13 protein-coding genes, 1 rRNA gene and 1 riboswitch are annotated in these 16,990 nt (G+C 47.9%); all 14 genes read left to right on the top strand.

Translation table 11 applies throughout. From position 1 onward, the window contains the following. Positions 1 to 133: 133 nt before the first annotated feature. Positions 134 to 250: ribosomal RNA gene (rrf, locus tag ABFC84_02075) — 5S ribosomal RNA — on the top strand. A gap of 262 nt (positions 251 to 512) precedes the next feature. After that, the gene (locus tag ABFC84_02070; protein ID MEN6411533.1) at positions 513 to 1,997 is read left to right on the top strand and encodes an ATP-binding protein; all 1,485 of its coding nucleotides are present in this window, start codon (positions 513 to 515) and stop codon (positions 1,995 to 1,997) included. 55 nt (positions 1,998 to 2,052) lie between these two features. Continuing rightward, positions 2,053 to 2,472 carry a tripartite tricarboxylate transporter TctB family protein gene (locus ABFC84_02065; GenBank protein ID MEN6411532.1) on the top strand — a complete coding sequence of 140 codons (420 nt, stop codon included), beginning with the start codon at positions 2,053 to 2,055 and terminating at the stop codon, positions 2,470 to 2,472. Positions 2,473 to 2,487: 15 nt separating this feature from the next. After that, positions 2,488 to 3,996: a tripartite tricarboxylate transporter permease gene (locus ABFC84_02060; protein MEN6411531.1), complete on the top strand. Its 1,509-nt coding sequence runs from the start codon at positions 2,488 to 2,490 to the stop codon at positions 3,994 to 3,996. Positions 3,997 to 4,029: 33 nt separating this feature from the next. Continuing rightward, positions 4,030 to 5,043 carry a tripartite tricarboxylate transporter substrate binding protein gene (locus ABFC84_02055; GenBank protein ID MEN6411530.1) on the top strand — a complete coding sequence of 338 codons (1,014 nt, stop codon included), beginning with the start codon at positions 4,030 to 4,032 and terminating at the stop codon, positions 5,041 to 5,043. A 40-nt stretch (positions 5,044 to 5,083) separates the two neighbouring features. Next, complete coding sequence (locus ABFC84_02050) at positions 5,084 to 6,103, top strand: tripartite tricarboxylate transporter substrate binding protein (GenBank protein ID MEN6411529.1); 1,020 nt, start codon at positions 5,084 to 5,086, stop codon at positions 6,101 to 6,103. 157 nt (positions 6,104 to 6,260) lie between these two features. Then, the gene (gene mqnE / locus ABFC84_02045) at positions 6,261 to 7,346 is read left to right on the top strand and encodes an aminofutalosine synthase MqnE (protein ID MEN6411528.1); all 1,086 of its coding nucleotides are present in this window, start codon (positions 6,261 to 6,263) and stop codon (positions 7,344 to 7,346) included. A 297-nt stretch (positions 7,347 to 7,643) separates the two neighbouring features. After that, complete coding sequence (locus tag ABFC84_02040; protein ID MEN6411527.1) at positions 7,644 to 9,377, top strand: hypothetical protein; 1,734 nt, start codon at positions 7,644 to 7,646, stop codon at positions 9,375 to 9,377. A 26-nt stretch (positions 9,378 to 9,403) separates the two neighbouring features. Further along, positions 9,404 to 10,654, top strand: a complete 1,251-nt coding sequence (locus tag ABFC84_02035; protein ID MEN6411526.1) for a DUF445 domain-containing protein — start codon at positions 9,404 to 9,406, stop codon at positions 10,652 to 10,654. A 98-nt stretch (positions 10,655 to 10,752) separates the two neighbouring features. Continuing rightward, the gene (locus ABFC84_02030; GenBank protein MEN6411525.1) at positions 10,753 to 12,057 is read left to right on the top strand and encodes a DUF445 domain-containing protein; all 1,305 of its coding nucleotides are present in this window, start codon (positions 10,753 to 10,755) and stop codon (positions 12,055 to 12,057) included. Between the two features lie 181 nt (positions 12,058 to 12,238). Beyond that, positions 12,239 to 12,922 (top strand): NAD(P)-binding domain-containing protein, encoded by a 684-nt coding sequence (locus tag ABFC84_02025; GenBank protein ID MEN6411524.1) that lies wholly within the window; start codon positions 12,239 to 12,241, stop codon positions 12,920 to 12,922. A gap of 331 nt (positions 12,923 to 13,253) precedes the next feature. After that, entirely contained in the window at positions 13,254 to 14,432 is a 1,179-nt protein-coding gene (locus tag ABFC84_02020) for an MFS transporter (protein MEN6411523.1), read from the top strand. Between the two features lie 38 nt (positions 14,433 to 14,470). After that, positions 14,471 to 14,557, top strand: a riboswitch (cyclic di-GMP riboswitch). Next, positions 14,528 to 14,692, top strand: a complete 165-nt coding sequence (locus ABFC84_02015) for a hypothetical protein (GenBank protein MEN6411522.1) — start codon at positions 14,528 to 14,530, stop codon at positions 14,690 to 14,692. (Overlaps the previous riboswitch by 30 nt.) Positions 14,693 to 14,711: 19 nt before the next feature. Further along, complete coding sequence (locus ABFC84_02010) at positions 14,712 to 16,754, top strand: methyl-accepting chemotaxis protein (protein MEN6411521.1); 2,043 nt, start codon at positions 14,712 to 14,714, stop codon at positions 16,752 to 16,754. The last annotated feature ends 236 nt before the right edge of the window (positions 16,755 to 16,990 follow it).

Raw genomic sequence — 16,990 nt, 5'->3', positions numbered from 1 at the left:
AGTTCGGAGTAAAGCGAGGAACATCCAAAATGTTCTTGTAAGCTGGGGACTAAGCAAAAAGTAACTAACATGCACTTTCTTCTGTGAAGTTTTCAGGGAATATACCGAAAAGGATGTTCACCTGAACTAAGAATCTGGTGACGATAGCTATGGGGTTCCACCTGTACCCATACCGAACACAGTAGTTAAGCCCATACACGTCGAAAGTACTTGGCTGGAAACGGCCTGGGAGGATAGATAGTTGCTGGTTAAGAGAGCACTCACATTGTGAGTGCTTTTTTGTTTTATAGCGATAATGCGGAGATCGCCGAGAGTGCTCCAGATGCTAGGAATGACGAGGACGCGACTGAAGCAGTACTTGGAGGTTCGTAAGGAACTACATACATGGGACGAATTCACAATGTTGGATAAATAAGAGGTATTTGCTATTAAATGGCGAAACAATATATTGCATAAGGGAACTTGTAATCTTTTAGGCGAATTAGTCGCTGTAAAAATGTTGCAAGACAAAGATGGATATAGCAAATAATATAGGTTTTCAAACTGGTTACATCGAGGTGCCGGAAATTGTGAAAGAATTTAATATAATAACCAGATTAAATATTAAGATTTTATGTATCGTGGTAGTATTAATGGCCGCTGTTACAGCCTATAGCCATTGGAGCTACTCGGAGGCAAAAAATGCTGCAATCGGCAGCAAGCTGGAATCAATTACAGCTTTTTTAGTTAAGCATAAACCGTCCGGTTCTTTCGCTGAAATTGCGGCAAGACAAGGTGCTGCCGATCAATCGGTTCAAGAACAGGTTTTGGCTGTAAATAGAGAACTTCAGCCTTGTCTGGATAATATTTTAGTGCCGACGAACATTATAAAATTCGGCTATTATTCCCGGCAGCAGGAAAGTGTCGTTGCGATTGGTCCTCAGTCGGATACATCCTTGCTGATTGGTGTCGATTCCGACCGGTATAGAAGAATTTATGAAACCAATACGGCCCAGTTTTTAGAAAGAAAGCAATCCATTGTTTGGCATGGGGCAGCTGCCATTACTCATGTCCGGCCAATTGAAGAGAATGGGATTGTTATTGGTCATGCTTTTGCTGCTGTTAACCAGGATGCGGTTTATGCAATGATTTGGAAGCGAACGTTCAATATTTTTTTAGGCGCTTTTGCTATGATGCTAGCTTGTTTTGCGATCTTTCGCGATGTGTTTGTGAAATTAAAAAGAGAGCTTACCTTATTTGCGGAAGCGATATTTGCCGGGAATGCCTGTAATTTTAGCAGTGAGATTGCCGAACTCACTCCGATTCTTCAGCACATTAATGCACAGACGGAAAAAATGACCCGTCTTGATCGATTGAATATTATCGGCGAAATGGCGGCCGGTATTGCCCATGAAATACGAAATCCGATGACAACAGTAAGAGGTTTATTGCAGTTTTTGGGTAAGAAGCAAGAGTTTGCTAAATACAGGGAAGATTTTGAGCTTATGATCGATGAAATCGATCGTGCCAACAGCATTATTACCGAATTTTTGTCTTTGGCGAAAAACAAGGCGATAGAGCTTACGGAAAACAATTTGAACGAGATGATCCGGGAGATTTATCCGCTGCTGCAGGCGGATGCGCTCCGTAATAATTGCGAGATTCACATTTCATTTGCGGACACGCCTAATGTGCTTGCCGATCAAAACTGTATTCGGCAGCTTGTATTGAATATGGTGAGGAACGGATTAGATGCTATGCCCGGAGGCGGAGTGATCGACATTAGTACCGAGGTTGCTGATTCAAAAGTGCTGTTATCCATCAGGGATCACGGAATCGGTATTTCGCCGGAAATCAAGGAGAAACTGGGTACTCCCTTTTTTACGACCAAGGAAAAAGGAACGGGCTTAGGGCTGGCTGTTTGCTACCGGATTGTACAGCGCCATGGCGCAAGCATTACGGTTGAAAGCGAGCCGGGACAGGGAACTGTTTTTGAAATAAGATTCAATCCGGTCTGAGATGCTTGGAGCGATAAGACGAGAGAAGAACAATTCAGGCCAGAGGCGGTGGATTATGGCGGAAAAAATAATGACGCTGGCTTTTTTAGCTGTCAGTGCGATTTATCTGTTTGAATCATATCAGCTTACGTTTGGTACTCTTAGTGCGCCCAAATCGGGTTTTCTGCCGATTTTGACCGGAATTGCGGCCGCTATGCTGTCGCTGGTGCTCATTATTGGACAAGTAAGTTGCAAAAAGCTTGAAAAAAGGGGAAAAGCCGATTGGACCAAGTTTGTATTTCTTATTCTTGGTCTATTGTTTTATGTTGTTCTTTTCAATATGCTCGGCTATTTTGCGACCACGTTTATATTGCTGCTGTATTTGTTCAAAGTGGCGGATTCGGAGAATTGGCTTGCGCCTTTAATTCTTGCGGCGGGTTCTTCTACTGCCTTATACTTGTTGTTTCAAAAATTTTTAGGAGTAGTATTACCATAGCTGGGGGGATAACAATTGGATGTATGGAGTCTGCTGCTGCAGGGATTTTATATCAGCATTTCCCCGGGAAATTTGTCGGCCTGTATTATTGGCGTTCTTATTGGAACACTGGTGGGAGTGCTGCCGGGAATTGATACCGTCAGCACCATTGCGATGCTGCTGCCCTTTAGCTATGGCATGGACAGCACGACTGCCCTGATTCTGTTTGCCGGTATCTACTATGGCTCAAAGTACGGTGGTTCCACTACCTCTATTCTACTGAATGTTCCGGGAGAGGCGGCATCCACAGTAACCTGTCTGGACGGTTACCCCATGGGACAAAAAGGACGGGGAGGGGCGGCGCTGGCGGTGGCGGCGATAGGATCGTTTATTGCCGGTACAATCGGGGTAATCGGACTGACGCTGTTTGCCCCGCCCCTGGCCCAGGCGGCTCTGGCTTTTGGACCGCCGGAATATTTTGCGCTTGCTCTGGTAGGATTGATTGTGCTGACAAAGTTGACCGGTACTTCCATTCTCAAATCCGGGTTGATGGCTGCTATCGGAGTTATGCTGGGGACCGTCGGCTTGGACAGCTTGTCAGGGATCAGCCGTTTTACTTTTGGAATCGGAGAATTGGACAGGGGTTTTGATTTATCCATTTTGGCCATGGGGGTATTCGGCATCGGGGAGATTCTTACGGTAATGACACAGCCGGAGGATCACCCTGAAATACCGCGGCTGAAAATCCGGGATTTGTATCCTAACCGGGAGGAGTGGCGGCGGTCGGTACCGGCGATGTTCCGCGGCGGCATTGCCGGTTTCCTGGTCGGGCTGCTGCCCGGTCCGGCAGCAACAATATCCAGTTTTGTGTCCTATGCGCTGGAAAAACGCTGCAGCAAAAATCCGGCTGAGTTCGGCCACGGCGCGATTGAGGGAGTGGCTGGTCCCGAAGCGGCCAATAATTCCGCTATTGCTGCGACAATGATTCCACTATTGTCTTTGGGATTGCCTTTTTGCGGTGCCACGGCTATTTTACTCAGCGGTTTTATGATTCACGGGATTACCCCCGGTCCGGCGCTGATCACCCAGCAGCCGGAATTGTTCTGGGGACTGATTGTTAGTATGTATATCGGCAACGTACTGCTGCTGATTATTAATTTGCCCCTCATCGGCGTGTTTGTTCAGCTGTTGAGAACACCGCTCAACATTCTGATGCCTCTGGTGGCAGTCGTTACTTTAACCGGTGCCTATGCTGTTAATAATAGCGTATTTGATCTGCTGTGGGTGGTTCTTTTTGGCATACTGGGTTTTTTTCTGCACCGGACGGGGTTTGAACCGGCACCGCTGATTATCGGCATGGTCATCGGCCCCGAATTGGAGAGGGGGTTGGTACAGGGGTTGATTATTTGCAACGGCAGCATCTGGTCGCTTGTTACCCGGCCTATTGCCGGCACTATCCTGAGTTTTGGGGCGGTTGTTCTTGTTTATAGTGCCGGGAAATGGCTTTATAAAGCCGGCAATGCCCGTGAGAAGATCAAGTGTTAAAGTGCGTCGATGATTTAGCGAGGAGGCGTTAGAGTGAAAAAAAAGATTCTGTGCTTGGTAGGATGTTTGTTTGTGATAACCATATTATCCAGCGGTTGTAGTAAAGCAACGCAACCGGCTGCTAAGACAACAAAATATCCGGGAAAACCAATTACAATCATTGTACCATTCAGCGTTGGTGGTGGTTTGGATTTGGCAGCACGGGCGTTGGAAAAGGGAGCGGCTAAGCAGCTGGGGCAGCCGTTAATTGTTGTGAATAAACCCGGAGGGGCAGGTGCCGTTGGCTGGAACGAATTGGCCGGATCCAGTCCGGATGGGTATACGATTGGCATGGTTGCAGCCGACATGCTGTGTTTGCCTTTGTATGATTCGACAAAATATAATTACCCGACCGCTTTGGAACCGCTGGCGCAAGTATCAGCTGTGCCAATGGTCATAGCGATTCAAACGGGACAGCCGTGGCAGACGCTCGATGAATTAATTGCCTACGGGAAAAGTCATCCGGGTCAATTAAAGTTTGGCCATGGCGGTGTAGGGTCCTTTCCCCATGTAATCGGAGAATTATTTGGGGAGGCAGCTGGGATTAAGATGGAACAAGTTCCCTTCCGCGGAGCAGGTGAAGTGACCACGGCGTTGCTGGGAGGGCATGTTCAGCTTATTGTTGTGAATCCTATGGTCGTTAAAGAGCATGTGAGAAACGGTACAGTAAAAGTATTGGCAGTGACTGGTGAAAAACGGCTGAAGGAACCGTTACTTGCCGATGTGCCGACATTTAAGGAACAGGGCCTTAATGTTATGTTAAATAATTGGTACGGCGTTGCGGCTCCGAAAGATCTGCCGATAGAGGTAAAAACTGAACTGGAAGCAGGACTCAAGGCAGCTGTCACTGATCCGGAATTTCAGCAGGAAATGAACAATATGGGACTGCAGGTTGAATATGTGGATGCAAGAGGATTCGGTGAAAAATGGCTGGCCGACAACCGGATTTTTACCCGGGTAGTGCAGGAAACCGGCATTTTGGATGTAATCAAGGCGCAAAAGAAATAAGCAGTTCCTGCTAAAATCATAAAAAAGGAGGCGGCGTGTAATGCGAAACAAATCCTTGGTGTTGTCGGCAGTTTGTTTGCTGCTGATTTCTATTTTGCTGGGGGGGTGCAGCGGGATGCAAAACAAAGCGGTAAGTACCACCGGGAAATATCCGGAGAAACCTATTACAGTCATTGTGACGTTTAGTGCCGGGGGAGCAGCAGATCTGATAGCCCGGGTCATGGAAAAAGAGGCACCTAAATATCTGGGGCAGCCGCTGATTGTTGTCAACAAGCCCGGAAGCGCAGGTACCATCGGCTGGAATGAAGTGGCCGGAGCCAGGCCGGATGGCTATACCGTTGGGATAACCGCGGCTGAATTATTAGTGTTGCCGTTGTATGGTATGACAAAATACAATTATTTAACCGATTTACAACCTCTGGCACAAATGACAGCTTCATCTTGGACATTGGCAGTTCAGACTGAGCAGCCGTGGCAAAATGTTGATGATTTAGTCAATTATGCCAGACAGCATCCGGGACAACTAAAGTTTAGTCATAGCGGCATTGGCTCATTTCCTCATGTGATTGGCGAAATGATCGGCAAGGCGGCGGGTACCACACTTGAACAAGTTCCATTCCGCAGTTCAGGTGAAGCAATTACCGCATTGCTGGGGGGACACGTCCAGGTTGCCATTGTTAATCCAGCCACGGTTAAAGAGCATATGAAAAGCGGTACGGTAAGAGTGCTGGCAGTGACAGGAGAACAGCGGCTGACCGATCCGGATTTTGCCGGCGTGCCGACTTTGAAAGAGCAGGGGTTTGATATTGCCTATACAAATTGGTTTGGGGTGGCAGCGCCGAAAGATATGCCGCCGGAGGTAAAAGCCAAATTGGTTGAAGGATTCAAGGCAATGATTGAGGACGCCGAATTCAAAAAGAGTGTGGAAAATATGGGATTGCAGGTCGAATATTTAGGCCCCCAAAAATCAGAAGAAAAGTGGATTTCCGACAGCAAAAAAATATCAAAAACGATACAAGAAACCGGCATTCTGGACTTAATCAAGGCGCAAAAGAAATAGCCGTATTTTGTGATGCTAAACAGAGTTAGCGTTCGTACTTCGCCGCATACTAAAAAAACAAAGCGAAAAGTTGCTGCATAATGACTGTTTGTGTCGCCTTTTAGCAGGAAGAAGCGGGCTGCGTGCTGAATTATATGCTGAAAGGAGTGGCACTATATTGAAATCAATACTTACTGCGATAGAAGGTAAAGTACGCCGCGGCGAACGCCTTACGAAAGAAGACGGACTGGCACTGTTTCAGGGCAATGATTTAGCCTGGCTGGGGTATCTGGCGGATTTGGCGAGAAAGCGGATCAGCGGCGATTTTGTCTATTTTAATGTGAACAGGCATATTAACCTGACGAATATTTGCAGTTCCCGCTGCAAGTTTTGCGCTTTTGGCCGTGACGGGGACAGCGACGGTGCTTATGCAATGACCAAGGAGCGAGTGCTGGAGATTGCCAGGAGGGCGGCGTGCGATAGTGACCTGAAGGAACTGCATATTGTCAGCGGGCTGCATCCCACGTGGCCTTTCGAGTATTATGTGGATATCATCAGGGCGCTGCGAGCGGAATTTCCAGAAATTCATTTAAAAGCCTTTACCGCCGTCGAAGTCTGGCATTTTGTTGCAATCTCCGGCAAGTCAATCCGGGAGGTGCTGCAAATCCTGCTGGATGCCGGCATGAATTCTATGCCGGGCGGCGGGGCGGAGATCCTGTCCGACCGGGTGCGTACCAAGCTTTGCCCCAATAAGGCCAGTGCGGCTCAGTGGCTGGAGGTGGTTCGCACTGCCCACAGCATGGGGATTCCCACGAATGCCAGCATGCTGTACGGGCATATTGAAACATTGGAAGAACGAGTTGACCATTTATTGTCGCTTAGGGAACTGCAGGATGAAACCGGTGGGTTTCAAACCTTTATCTGCTTTCCCTTTCAGCCTGGCAACACGGCATTGGAGAGTCAGATTCACCGCACCAGTGTTTGGGATGATTTAAAAACTATGGCGGTTTCCCGGCTGCTGCTGGATAATTTTAAAAATATCAAAGCGTACTGGATTATGCTTACCCTGCCTATCGCCCAGCTGGCTCTTGGGTTTGGCGCCAACGATATTGACGGTACGGTCAGTGAGGAAAAGATTATGCATGCTGCCGGTGTCAAGTCATCCAAGTGTCTGAGCAAGCAGACTATGATTGATGTGATTCGTCAGGCCGGCCGCGTTCCGGTAGAACGGGATTCCTTATATCATATTATTCGCAAATTATAGTATAATAAAATCAGCCTGGGATAGACCAGGCTGATTTTTGCCTTGCAGAGCCAGTGCTTCCAATAGACAATTTTGGCTATGAGCTATGAGCTATGAGCTATGAGCTATGAGCTATGAGCTATGAGCTATGAGCCCAATAACGTACACACCCCGTCGCTTTGCGCCACCCCTCTTTCTAGAGGGGAATAGGGCTATGAGCCAAAAACCATTTAACATTTTTGCAGGAATTGTGATAATACAGGGGAAATCACATAAGATAAAGATATAATGGGGGATTTTTTGAGAGGGGATAATCCTATGCTGGCTGCGGTATTGTTATTTATACTGTTTAATTTCGCTTATTTCTATTTGGAGATGCCTGTATTGGCATTAGGATTTACCGATTGGTCGATGCTGCTGATCGTATGGGGGATGGTGTTTTTATTTGTACCCCTTTTAGCCATGATGAATAAATTCCGGCAGTTTATTGCCGGTACTGTTTTTGGGGAAGTATTGCGGCGTTTGCTGCCCTGGCTGTTTCAGGACCGGCTTAATGTCGTCAATATTACGGATTATCAAAAATACAACTGGCTGGTAAAACGTTATAAGTTTGTGGCTGTGCTGGGGGCGTTTTTGCTGATTGCCGGTGTTGCCAATTTGTTTATTTTTCCTTTCTTGACCAGCACTCCTTTGTTTTACAATCAGTCTTTCCGCAATTTGCTGGGAGAGGTGAAGGAGAGTTCTTTTACCGCGGATGTGGAGCCGATTAATTTATCCCAGATTCGGATTATTGATGAAGAGACGGCGAAAAAGCTGGCAGATAAAAAAATCGGCGAGGTTCCTGCTTTAGGCAGTGAAGTTCAATCAGGGAAGCTGGTATTGCAAAAAATACAAAATAAATTATATTATGTGGGACCACTGGAGCACCGGGGCATTTTCCAATGGCTCTCCAATTACCGGCTGGGCAGTAAAGGCTATGTGATGGTATCGGCTACCAACCCTCAGGATGTACGGCTGATTCAAAATGTCAACGGCAAGGATATTTATCTTAAGTATCAGACCAGGGGTTTTATTATGGATTATTTACCCCGTTATCTGTATTTCCATGGCATTGTAAATGTGGGGATGGCGGACTTTTCTTTTGAAGTGGACGATGAGTTGAATCCTTACTGGGTAGTGACACTTTATAAGAATAAGGTAGGTTATCTGGGCCATGATGCCGTCGGGGTGGTTCTTGTGAACGCCCAGACAGGAGAGATGAAGCGCTATAGTTTGGATGACGTGCCGGACTGGGTAGACCGGGTACAGCCGGAAGAGTTTATTTATTCTCAAATCCGGGACTGGGGAGAATATGTAAATGGCTTTTGGAACAGCGTTTTTGCGAAAACGGGAACGTTAAAGCCGACCGGGAATGGATTGCATTTGATTTATGGCAATGATAACAGCGTCTATTGGTATACGGGTATTACTTCTTCCGGCAGGGATGAAAGCACGGTAGGGTTCATCCTGGTCAATTCCCGCAGCAAAGAAGCGAAATGGTATAAAGTAGCCGGGGCCAATGAAGCCGGGGCGACAAAATCGGCGGAAGGACAGGTGCAGGAAAAGGGCTACCGGGCCGGGTATCCGATTTTGTACAATATCAACGGCGTGCCAACCTATATTGCGCCGCTAAAGGATAAAGAGGGTCTGCTGAAGTCCGTTGCCTTTATTTCGGTAGAAAATTATAATGTGGTCGGGGTGGGGCCGGACATCGAAAGCGCCCTCCGGGCTTACCGGCAGAATTTAAGCAGCAAGGGCAATTTGTTTGTTCCCGGCAGCAACAATAAGCAAGTCACCCTGCAGGGCCGCATCAGCCGGATATCGGCGGCGGCCAAAGGCGGCGAATCCTATTTTTATTTTATGCTGGAAGGCGATTCCCGGATTTTTGTCGGCACTGTCAATACGTCACCCAAGCTGCCCTTAGCCAAAGTCGGCGATACGGTAGCCATTACGATGGATGAGACAAGTGATGCCACTTTGAATATCAGTGAATTTCAGAGCCAGAGCTATTAGGGGAGACAAGACGAACAGGTGGTTTTATGAAGTCAAACCGGTATAAGGCAACCATAACGTTAGGGACGGTTTCCCTGGGGTTTTTGGCTAGTTATCCTTTTAGTCACAGCTTTTTCGGCGGTTTAATCGCCAGCGGCTGCCAGGCTGCCATGGTTGGCGGTCTGGCAGATTGGTTTGCCGTTACCGCCTTATTTCGCAAGCCCCTGGGCATTCCTTTCCGTACTGCCATCATTCCCCGCAACCGGGAGCGGATTTTTCAAGCGTTAACCGATATGGTGGAACAGGAACTGCTGACGAAAGAAAATATAATGAGCGAACTGGAACGGTATAATTTCGCCGAATTTCTGATTCAATACCTGGAACAGCATGGCGGGAAAGAAGCTGTAAAAGCGATTATCCGCAGAGTAGTGCTGGATCTTCTGGATAAAATGGATGGGGAAGAAATCGGCTTGCTGCTGGAAGAACTGTTGGTGCGCAATGTGGACAAGGTGAAGGCGGCACCGCTGGCGGCTCAAATTATGGAATGGTCCCTTCGCAGCGGGTACACCGACCGGCTTGTTTCCTTCATTTTGGCTGAACTGATACGACTGGCCGGACAGCAAGCGGTAAGGGAACAATTGGCCGTTATTCTGTCCGAGGCTCAGAGAGCCTACGAGCGGGATATGACCGGACGGAAGCTGGTAGCTGCCGTTCTGGCGATTTCACCGCTTCAGCTGGCCGGTTTGGTGCAGGAAAAATTAATTGACTGTTTACAGGACATGAAAAATGCTCACCACCCGGCACGAGAAAAGATTACCAAATGGCTGGAAGAAGCGATTGTGGCGCTGAAGACGGACAGCGGGGTTCAGACAAAGGTGGAAGACTGGAAAATGAAGCTGATACATCAGGTCAATATCAGTGCGCAGATCATTTCACTGGTGACGTTTTTGCGGCAGACGGCAGGGACAAGGCCGGTTGGCGAAATGCTGAAATTAGTAAAGTGGCTCAATTGGCAGATTGACCGGATGATTGCCGGATTTAAAGCCAACAATGGACAGCAGGCATCCCTTGACCGTGAAATTAAAAGCGGGCTGCATACTCTGGTGGAGCAGCATCATGACCAGATCGGATTGACGGTAAAAACCGGGCTAAATCAGTTTACCAATGCTATGCTGGTGGAGTTTATTGAAGATAAGGTGGGCGACGACTTGCAGATGATCCGGATTAACGGATCGGTAGTTGGCGGCATTGCCGGTATGCTGATTTTTTTGCTCACTTTTTTTGCTCATAGCGTATAGCGGATGGTTTATAGCTAAAAAATTTGTGGATGTTATAAATTTTTATATCGTCGACAAAGGCAAAACCGTGTAAAAAAATTTTGTACAGGTGGTAGCGAATGAGAAACCGAAAGGCGGCAAACCGGACGTTGGCCGTGGTCTTTCTATTATTTATAGTTACGCTGCTGTTAAGGCTCTGCTGCCGGGACAGCCTGCTGCTGGAAATGGGATATACGACATTGGAGGCGGCGCTGGTAGGCGGTATAGCCGACTGGTTTGCCGTTACAGCCCTGTTTGGCAAACCGCTGGGATTTCCCTGGCATACGGCCATTATTCCCCGCAGCCGGCTAAAGATTGTGGAGGCGCTGGTTCGTTCCGTCCAGTATGAGCTGCTGAGCAAGGAGTCGATTCGCCGCCGATTAACCGGTATTCATTTAGTTCGCAGTTTTATCCGCTGGGTGGAGGAGAAAAATGATCGGGGACGGCTGGCCGCCGCCGCGGCGAAAGGAATTCAGGCGATTTTAACGGAAATGGATACCTTGCAGGCTGCCGGCCGGGTGGAAAGTTTTTTGAAAAAACAGTGGCAGATTGCTCAATTGGCGCCATGGATCAGCCGGATCATCCGTCGGGTTTTAGGAAAACGGTATGATGAACGGCTGATTGACGGGTTGCTGGAAGAATTGATTCGTTATGTGCGGCGTGAGCAGACTAAAGCTGCGATTTACCAGTATTTAGAACGGTATAGCAGCCAGATGACGGATTCCTGGTGGAAAGTGCTGATTAGAAATGTGCTGGAAGCGGTGGATGCGGTGAACCTGGCCGAAGCGGCAGAAGCTTTGCAGGTTGAGATTCTGGTGGCATTACAGGCGGTTCGGCAACCGGATCATCCGCTGCGTCCCTGGCTGCGGCAGCGAATGTCTGCGATTGCCCTTCGCTTGGAGCAGGATACTGAATTTGCTCATTCCATCAACAGCTGGCAGGTCGAGCTCATTGACCGGATTAGTTTGAAAGAGGTGCTGTCCGATTTGATTGAACGGGGCATTGACTCCGTAAAAACGCCGGCAGACGGACAAGTTTCGCCGATAATGGCCTGGCTTTCCGCTCAGATTCTCCAATATTGGGAACAGTTTAAAACCGATACGCGTCTTCAGGACTGGATCGAGGGGTATGTGCAGGAAGCGGTCAATGATATTCTGGAAACAGAGCATCATTTGGTGGGAGCCGTTACCCGCAGTGCTCTGGATGGGTTGACCGACCGGAGTTTGAATCAATTTATTGAAGAAAAAGCCGGCGATGATTTGCAGTGGATTCGGATCAATGGTTCGGTGGTAGGGGGAATCGTGGGACTGCTGCTGTTTGAATTCCTGCATTTTCTCTATGTGCCGGTTCTGATTCCTGTATTGCAGACTTGGCTGCAGGGGTGAAGTGATGTTGGAACGAGTGGCTGTTTTCGTTGTGATTTTGTTTATGTCGGTTTGCGAGGCTATTGATGTCGGCATGAAATATATTTACGACCGGGTATTTGATTCCAGGTGATGTTCCCCACGGATGGGAAACATCATAGAATGGTAAGGTAGATCTTTTTTCAGCGAATGGAGGCAGAATATGGCGGTAGGATTGATTGGAACCGGCCGGATGGGGCGGGCTTTAGCGGTCAGACTGGCCGATACGGCAGATTTGTATTTATTCGACCGGGATGCGGATCGGTTAAAGACGGTTGGCGAAGAACTGAAATTACCGGTCGTGGAAAGCATGGAGGAGCTGGTTAAACTGGGTACGGTGATTTTAGCGGTGCCTGACCAGGAAGTGATCAGCTGCATCAAGGATTTTAATCAGCAGCCCCAGACACTGCAGGTGATTAATATTGCGACGAATGTTGACAGTCAGGTACTGCGCCAGACCTCGGCCCGGCATATTCGGTGCATTAATGCTAAGTTTGTCAGTCAGGCGGATGAAATGCTGCTGGGCCAGCGTCCGGTGATTATTGTTGATGAGCAGCCGAGTGACATGGTGTCTGTTGCTGCCGAATTGTTTGCGGCAATGGGCGATATCGTGGTTGGAAGAGCCGACTTGGTAACGGCTATTAATAAGTCGGCGGCTGAAAATGTACTGACAGCGGCGGTACACCTGGAAGAAACATTGCGGCAAAAAAATGTTACGGATCCGAGACTTATCAAGGCCGCTATCCGGCAAGTAGCAGTGGGAACATTAAAAGCCTATGCAGATTCAAATCTGGGGCCTTTTGCCCGGGAAATTGTCCGGTCGGTTCGCGCCAGACTGAAAAAATAATTAAAATACAGATAGGGTTCAGACTCCGCCTGTATTAAGTTTCATTTGATCTCATCCTCTGTATCGTTGAGGATGAGATCGTTTTTCGTAATTTTCAATTCACCTGATCGTAATAGGAAATTCATGACTCTTATGCGGATTAATTGGTTGACCGCTGCTGGCAATAAGCATACTGTTTCTCCCTGTGATATCAATATCGTGCTATAAGTAAGCAATATTGTTCATGCAAAATCTCAATTTTAGGACTATAATAGGGAGCATACTGATGTGATTAAATCAATATCATCCTATTAAAATCCAATTGTCAAATAAGCGAGGGGAAGTGGATCCGGTGTTTGGATTTGTAAAAAATGTGCCGCGTTCCATTTGGTTAATTGCCGCGGCACATGCTGTGACTGATTTATCAATGGGTGCGTTATTTGTGGCGCTGCCTTTTTTTAAAGTCAAGTTTGGTTTGAATTATGCGGAATTAACGGCGATTGTGCTGCTGCAGAATATAACCTCTTCTGTCAGCCAGCCTGTTTTTGGCTACCTGAGTGATCGAAAGTCACGTCCGTGGCGGATGCCCCTGGGCTGTTTTATAACAGGGGCGGTAATGCTGGCTTCGCTGCTGGTGCCCAGTTATTCATTGGTCTTGTTGTGTACGGCGGTCAGTGGATTTGGCAGCGCTGTTTTTCATCCTGAAGGGGCGAAAATGGTGAATTGGCTCAGCGGTAAAATGAAGGGGAAGGGGGCCAGTCTATTTTCCGTTGGCGGGAATGCGGGCTTTGCCCTCGGTTCGCTGCTGCTGGGGACCTTACTGATGGGCAATTCCCATTTCCTTTACGTATTTGTGCTGCCAAATATTGTAATTAGTGTACTGCTGCTTTTCGCTATGAAGCAATTTAACCGTCTGCCCCAGGCGCACAAGAGCAGCTCGAGTAAGGGCAAAACGGCAATTTTGCTGAATTTACCGCTGCTGGCGCTGCTGGGAATGGTGCTTGTACGGGCGACAGTTAATTCCGGTATTAATACTTTTGTGCCGTTGTACTACACTTCTTTTTTGCAGGGAAGCCCGGTTTATGCCGCATCATTATTGACGGTTTATTTAGCTGCCGGAGCAGTGGGAACTTTATTGGGCGGTCCGTTCAGCGATCATTACGGCAGCAGAAAGGTAATGCTGTATTCTATTTTGCCGGTTGCGCCGCTGCTATATCTCTTCACTATTCTGGGCGGCATTTGGTCATTTATTCTCCTGGCCATTGTCAGTGTGCTGCTGGCGGCAACCTTTACCAGCAGTCTGGTGATGGCCCAGAAAATGATGCCGGCCAATATCGGCATGGCCTCGGGTCTGACGCTGGGATTCAGTATTGGTCTTGGTGCTTTGGGCGTTATGGGACTGGGCTGGCTTGCCGATGTGTCGGGATTGTTATGGGTGTTTGATTTGCTGGCTTTTTTACCGGTAATCGGGTTTGCGCTTACTTTGTTTGTTCAGGAGCCAGAAGAAACTGCAGGAAAACGCAGTGCTTGACATAAATGGATAAATAATGTAAAATAATAATAAAATATAAGAATATTTAGCAAATTTATCGAAAGATAGTGACGCAAAGCCATGGGTCTAAGGGGATGAAAACCTATGATTGCCAGGTTGCCGATTCAACGAAGAATTGTAACAGCACCAGAGGATTGACATCTGGTGCTGTTTTTGCTGCCTTCGCACGGGGCAGGTTGAAAGAAGCGTTGCCATGTCCTCGGCAGGACGCTGCCGAAACATGGGTATTATTATTATAACTGGAGAGGAGATTATAGAATGAGCAATGGATTCAACAGTATTCGTGTGCGTATTATGTTGGCAGGAGGAGTACTTTTAATTCTAGCTCTAGGTATATTGTCCGGAGCGAGCTACTATTATGCCAGCCGCTGTTTGACGAAAAGCGTTGATGAAACAGCGCAGTCAGTCGCTGCTGATTACGCTGACCGTGTGCAGACACAGGTCGGAACGGTTATGATTCAGCTTGAGGATTTGGCTGCCACACCGGGCATGAAAAAGGTTGAGGATCAAAATGGGTTGAAGCAAAGAATGGGAGACGCGTTACAGCGCATTGGGAAACTGGATCAGATGACATTTATTTACCCGGATGGATTTTCAATCCGCCCCAATGGGAGCACTGCCCAGCTGGCAGAGCGGGAGTATTTTAAGAAAGTAATCAGTACAAAACAGAACTATGTGTCAGAAATCCTGGTTTCGGTGACTACCGGAAAGGCGTCGGCAATTTTGTGTGTCCCGATCTTGGATAATGGTGAGCTGAAAGGGGTGCTGACCGGGACATATTCGCTTGAGCAGATGAATGATCTTGTAAAAGATGTTAAAATTAAGGATACTGGACATGGTTTTCTGCTGGATGAAAAAGGAATGGTTATCGCCCACGGAGTGAAACCGGAATTTGTCGGCAAACTCAGTCTTACGCAAAAGACGCTTGATCCTGCATTAAAGCTCGGGAACATGGAGCTAAATGACCGTCTGCTTTCCCTCAGCAAGGCCAGTGTTGAAGACGGTCAGAAAGTGCGGGGAACATATACCTTTATTGACGGGGTAACCAATATTGCGACATTTACGCCAATCGATCTGGCGGGCGGCAAGCATTGGACATTAGTTGTAACGGCGCCTGAAGCGGAAGCGACGCAGGAGATCAACAATCTCAAATGGATGATGTTTGTCATTGCCGCCGTTTGTGTCATTCTGTCGTTGGTTATTGTAATGTATTTAAGCGGCAGATTTGCCAAGCCAATCGTGAGTATGCGAAATCAAGTGGTGCGAGTTGCAGCGGGAGATTTGCAGGTTGAAAAGCTAGATTCTGACAGCCGAGACGATGAGCTGGGAGAGTTGGCCAAGAGTTTTAATTCCATGGTCGACAATCTGCGGGATTTGGTAAAACAGGTCCAAAGTCAGTCTCAACATGTTGCGGCGTCTTCCGAAGAACTTAATGCCAGTGCAGAGCAATCTGCCCAGGCAACAAATCAAATAGCGGCCGCAGTTACCGATATTGCCCGGGGAACTGATCGGCAGGTTACTGCCGTTGACGAAGCATCGGCAGTAATAGAGCAAATGTCGGCAGGCATTCAACAGGTGGCGACCAGTGCCAATTCAGTGGCAGGCGTAGCGGAAAAGGCGGCTGACGCGGCACAGGCTGGCGGCAAGTCGGCTGCTGCTGCGGTTAGCCAGATGTCCAGCATTGAAAAGACTGTCGGCAATTCAGCTCAAGTGGTAGCGAAACTGGGTGAGCGGTCTAAGGAGATTGGTGAAATTGTCGCCGCGATTTCAGGGATTGCCGGACAGACCAATTTGCTGGCGTTAAATGCGGCGATAGAAGCGGCGCGCGCCGGTGAGCAGGGACGCGGGTTTGCGGTGGTAGCGGAAGAAGTGCGAAAACTGGCGGAGCAATCACAGGAGGCGGCAAGTAAAATCGCCGACTTGATAGGTGAAATACAAGGGGATACCGAACGGGCTGTTGCTGCCATGGGCGACGGAACACGTGAGGTTAAGGTCGGCACTGAGGTGGTCAGCCAGGCAGGAGAAGCTTTCAATGAAATTATGACCATCGTCAACCAGGTTTCAAGCCAAGTGAAGGAAATTTCAGCTGCGATTCAGCAACTGACCGAGGGCAGCCAGCAGATTGTTAGCTCGGTAAAAGCGGTTGATAAAATAAGTAAGGATAATGGGGGGCAGACACAAACGGTTTCCGCCGCGGCGGAGGAACAGTCCGCCTCCATGGAAGAAATAGCGTCGGCAAGCCAGGGGCTTGCCCGGATGGCCCAGGATTTACAAAGCGTTATCAGTAAATTTAAAGTTTAGATTACGGACATAAAATAACGGAAATTAGGAAATGCTTATATAGAAGATATACTGAGACAGCGAATGATAAAATTTAAAGGCATGCCGAACTTGGCATGCCTTTTGTTTATTGTCGCCGAAGAGGCATGATAAAACCCCCAGTTAAACTGGGGGTAGGGAAAAATTCTTAAAGATAAGGAAAGAACCTCCTTATGTTAGAATATGAGTGGCCTGACAACCACAATTCGAAGAAGGAG

The sequence above is a fragment of the Veillonellales bacterium genome (assembly GCA_039680175.1).
Lineage (GTDB): Bacteria > Bacillota > Negativicutes > JAAYSF01 > JAAYSF01 > JBDKTO01.
The sequence above is the reverse complement of the archived record's forward strand: the minus strand, read 5'-3'. Positions and strand labels throughout refer to the sequence as shown.